This is a genomic window from Streptomyces sp. NPDC030862 (assembly GCF_055571835.1).
The window spans coordinates 1-3566 of sequence record NZ_JBVIEN010000022.1 but is presented as its reverse complement, the minus strand read 5'-3'; the positions used below and the strand labels follow the sequence as shown (position 1 = coordinate 3566).

The 3566-nt window shown below is 74.7% G+C and carries 4 protein-coding genes; all 4 read right to left on the bottom strand.

The annotated features are described in order from the left end of the window. Window positions 1-127 precede the first annotated feature (127 nt). Window positions 128-1201: an MsnO8 family LLM class oxidoreductase gene (locus ACZ42X_RS32850; RefSeq protein WP_468297985.1), complete on the bottom strand. Its 1074-nt coding sequence runs from the start codon at window positions 1199-1201 to the stop codon at window positions 128-130. Next, a complete protein-coding gene (locus ACZ42X_RS32845) occupies window positions 1198-1776 on the bottom strand; it encodes a hypothetical protein (protein WP_468297983.1) in 579 nt (192 codons plus the stop codon). Before ACZ42X_RS32845 ends, ACZ42X_RS32850 begins: the two co-directional genes overlap by 4 nt. A gap of 38 nt (window positions 1777-1814) precedes the next feature. Beyond that, on the bottom strand, window positions 1815-2732 hold the full coding sequence (locus ACZ42X_RS32840) for an alpha/beta hydrolase (protein ID WP_468297981.1): 918 nt from the start codon (window positions 2730-2732) through the stop codon (window positions 1815-1817). 96 nt (window positions 2733-2828) lie between these two features. Beyond that, on the bottom strand, window positions 2829-3281 hold the full coding sequence (locus tag ACZ42X_RS32835) for a VOC family protein (protein WP_468297978.1): 453 nt from the start codon (window positions 3279-3281) through the stop codon (window positions 2829-2831). Window positions 3282-3566 lie beyond the last annotated feature (285 nt).

Sequence of the window (3566 nt, the reverse complement as noted above, 5' to 3'; positions counted from 1 at the left end):
GAGGGAAAGGGGTCTCCGGGGGAGTTGTTTTTTTTTTGGGAAGGGGGTTGGTCGGGGGGGGGGGCCGGGGGAGGGGTTTCCCCCTGGCCCCGCCGTCACGACAGGATCAACTACCGGATCCCACCCCCTAGGCGACGGCGGGCTCCCGGTGCGCCGCGGGTTCGCGCGGACCGGAGCCGGGCAGGCCCGAGCCGGGCAGCGCGAAGGCCTGCGCCAGCAGCTCGTAGGAGCGCACCCGGTCGGCCGGGTCCTGCGTCAGCGTGTTGACCACGATCTCGTCGACGCCGTGCGCCACCGCCAGCCGCTCCAGCTCCTCGCGCACCTGCTCCGGCGTGCCGTAGACCAGCGCCTGGCTGTTGACGGCGGCCCGGTCGGCCTCCGCGCTGCTCCACCGGTGCCGCCGCGCCTCCGCCGGCGAGGGCAGCGGGCGGTCCTCGCCGAGGTCCTTGCGGCTGCGCCACAGCAGCAGGCTGAGCGCCAGCCCGTCGGCCTGCTCGCGGGTGTCGGCGACGACGGCGCGGACCGCCAGCACGCCCTTCTCCGCCAGCACGCCCTTCTCCGCCGGGCCGCCGGCCGGCGCGGCCGCCGACGCGGCCAGGCCCTGCCGGTAGCCCTCCAGGGCGGCCACGCCCGGTTCCGGGGCGAGGAAGTGCGCGAAGGCGAACGAGGCGCCGAGCTCGCCCGCCAGCGCGGCGGAGCGGGTGCCCGCGCCCAGCAGCCACAGCCGCGGGGGCACGTCGGGAGCCGACACCAGCGGCGGCAGCGGCCCCGCCTCCCGGGCCTGGCCGCCGGCCTCGCCGCGCCCCTCGCCCAGGCCCAGCAGCCGGCTCACCTCCCGCACCTGCTGCGGGAAGCGCTGCGCGGGGCCGCCCGCCCGGCCGAGCCCCAGGTCGACGCGGCCTGGGTGCAGCGAGGCGAGCACCGAGAACACCTCCGCGACCTTCACCGCCTCGTAGCGCGGCAGGAGCACGCCTCCGGTGCCGATCCGCATGCGGGTGGTCCGTGACAGCAGCGTCCCGGCCAGGATCTCCGGGGCGGTGCCGGCGAAGCCGGGGGAGTGGTGGTGCTCGGCGACCCAGTACCGGGTGAACCCCAGGGCGTCGGCCCGCTCCGCCAGCTCGACGGAGGCGCGCAGGGCGTCGGAGTGGGTGAAGCCCTCGCCGACGGGGGACTGGTCCAGGACGGAAAGGCGCAGGCTCATGACGGGAGTCCCTTCGTACGCGGGTTCAGCACGGCGCGGGGACCGAGCGAGGCGCGGCCGGCGATGGTGGCCGGCACGATCCTGAAGTCCCGTTCGAAGACCAGGTTGTGGATGTCGGCGGCGGCGATCGCGCGCAGGACGGGCAGTTCGGCGGCGGCCTGCTCGGCGGTGAAGACGTTCAGCGGCCACTCGCCGATGGTGGCACCGCGCAGGTGTGGGTGGTGAAAACCTCCCCCGTAGTGCGCGGTGATGGTGATCGGGGCGATCTCGGTGATCCGCTGCTGCGGCCAGGTCAGCGCCCAGACGGCCGCGACACCGCCGTCCGGCGTCCGGTGCACCCCGGAGGCCCTGACCTCACCGGTGCGGTCCAGCAGGTGCTCGTTGATCTCCTCCAGGGCCTGCTCGGCGTACGGGCTCAGCAACTCGACCGCCTGGGCGAACAGGCGCTCCTTGCCCTGGCGGGACGCCTGGTCGCCGTGGGCGCCGTCCCGCAGGTCGCCGAAGTGGCGCAGCAGCGCGCCGATATGACCCGGAACCGTGCCGGGCGGGGTGGAGGTGGTGCCGGTGCTGTTCATGATCTCTCTCTTTCTCGCTGTCAGAGCCGTTCTCGCTGTCAGAGCCGTTGTGCCGCGGTCAGACCGGACAGCCGGTCGCTCAGGGCGTCCGCCAGCCAGTGGCGCAGCCCCCGGGGGCCGTCCGCCCCCTCGCTCCGCCCGTCCCGGAACCGGAACCCCCCGACGCCGGCGGGCTGGAGGAAGGCACCGTGCAGGAGGTGCGGGAACTCGTGGAAGGTCACCTCGTTGCCCGCCTCGCGCAGCAGGCGGGCGTAGGTGCGTACGTCGTCGGCCACCGGGTCGAACGCGCCGACGCCGAGGATCGCCGGGGCGAGACCGGTGAGGCTGTCGGCCTCGAAGGGCGTGCTGGGCGGGAAGGCGGCACCGGTGTTCCCGCCCCGGTAGTCGCGCCAGGCGGCGGCCATGCCCTCCTGGCTCGGGAAGTTGTCGCGGTAGCGGGTGTAGGACCGGGCGCGGCAGGACGGGTCCAGCGGCGGGTAGGCGAGGACCTGGGCGCTCAGCGGCTCCCCCCGGTCGCGCCGGACCAGCGCCGCGGATGCCGCGATCGTCCCGCCCGAGCTGTCGCCGCCGACGGCGACGGGCGGCAGCCCCTCGGCGGTGGCCCGCTCCTGGGCCCAGTCCAGGACCGTGAGCACGTCGTGGAGGGCCGCCGGGTGCCGGTGCTGCGGGGCGAGCCGGTAGTCGACGCTGACCACCGCGCACCCCGACCGGCCGGCCAGGTCCGCGCAGGCCGCGTGCCAGCCCTCCAGCGAGCCGGTCCGCCAGCTGCCGCCGTGCCCCCAGACCAGCCAGCCCGCGTGACCGCACTCGGGCCGGTAGACGCGGACGGGTACGTCGTGACCGGTGGCCCGGACACGCAGCGGGTGCCAGACGACGTCCCGCACGGAACGGTCACGGTCACTGTCGCGGTCGCGGTCGCGGTCACTGTCACGGTTATGGTGAGCTGTGTGCGGCATGGCGGCTGCCTCCCTCTCGGATCTCTCCCTCTCGGGCCCCTCGGAAGCCATCCTTCGCCCGCCACCGCCGACCAGCCAGAACCGTGTTCTGGCTAGTCATCCCACGGTCAGGTTGGCGCCGTCCGCCCCCTCGGGCAGGTCGCGGTAGCCCTGGCCGACCTCGACCACGTTGCCCTCGGGGTCGGCGAGCCAGACGCTGCGCCAGCCGGGGATGAACGCGTCGAAGTCCAGCGGCCCCAGGGTGACGCGTGCGGCGTCGCCCATCCGCGCCAGGAAGGCGTCCACGTCCTCCGTCTGGAACGCCAGGTGCCGTACGGCGCCGGGGGCGTGCGGCCCGTCGGCGGAGGGATCGGGCGCGGGACCCGCGGCCTCCGCCGCCTCGAGCGAGCACAGCTCCAGATAGGCGTCACCGAGCCGGAGGAAGACGAACCGGGCGCCCGCCACGTCGAAGGCGCGGGCACGTGTCATGCCGAACCAGCGGCGGTAGAACTCCTCGGTCGCGTCCAGGTTCCGGCAGTTCAGGGCGGCGTGCGACCACCGCAGGGCCATGGGTGTCCTTTCCACGGGGGCGAAACCGGCCCGAGACCCGGGCCTGGTCCCCACCCTCCGGCGCGCCGCACCACCGGAACAAGGCGCACTTGCCGAGGTCGCCGCAGCGACCACGCACGAAAGCCCGGCCGCGGGGCGCGTGATGCGCTCCGTGGCCGGGCGGGTGTGAAGGTCAGTCAGTTCAGCGCGCTCTTCTCGCGGTTGTGGAGGAAGAGGGTGGTGGTGAGGACGCCGAGGAGGACGATGGCGGCGTTGACGAGGACGGCGGTGCCGATGCCGTCGAGG

Coding starts and splice junctions, on each gene's coding strand:
- ACZ42X_RS32850 (WP_468297985.1), bottom strand. CDS start 1,201: ATGAGCCTGCGCCTTTCCGTCCTGGACCAGTCCCCCGTCGGCGAGGGC.
- ACZ42X_RS32845 (WP_468297983.1), bottom strand. CDS start 1,776: ATGAACAGCACCGGCACCACCTCCACCCCGCCCGGCACGGTTCCGGGT.
- ACZ42X_RS32840 (WP_468297981.1), bottom strand. CDS start 2,732: ATGCCGCACACAGCTCACCATAACCGTGACAGTGACCGCGACCGCGAC.
- ACZ42X_RS32835 (WP_468297978.1), bottom strand. CDS start 3,281: ATGGCCCTGCGGTGGTCGCACGCCGCCCTGAACTGCCGGAACCTGGAC.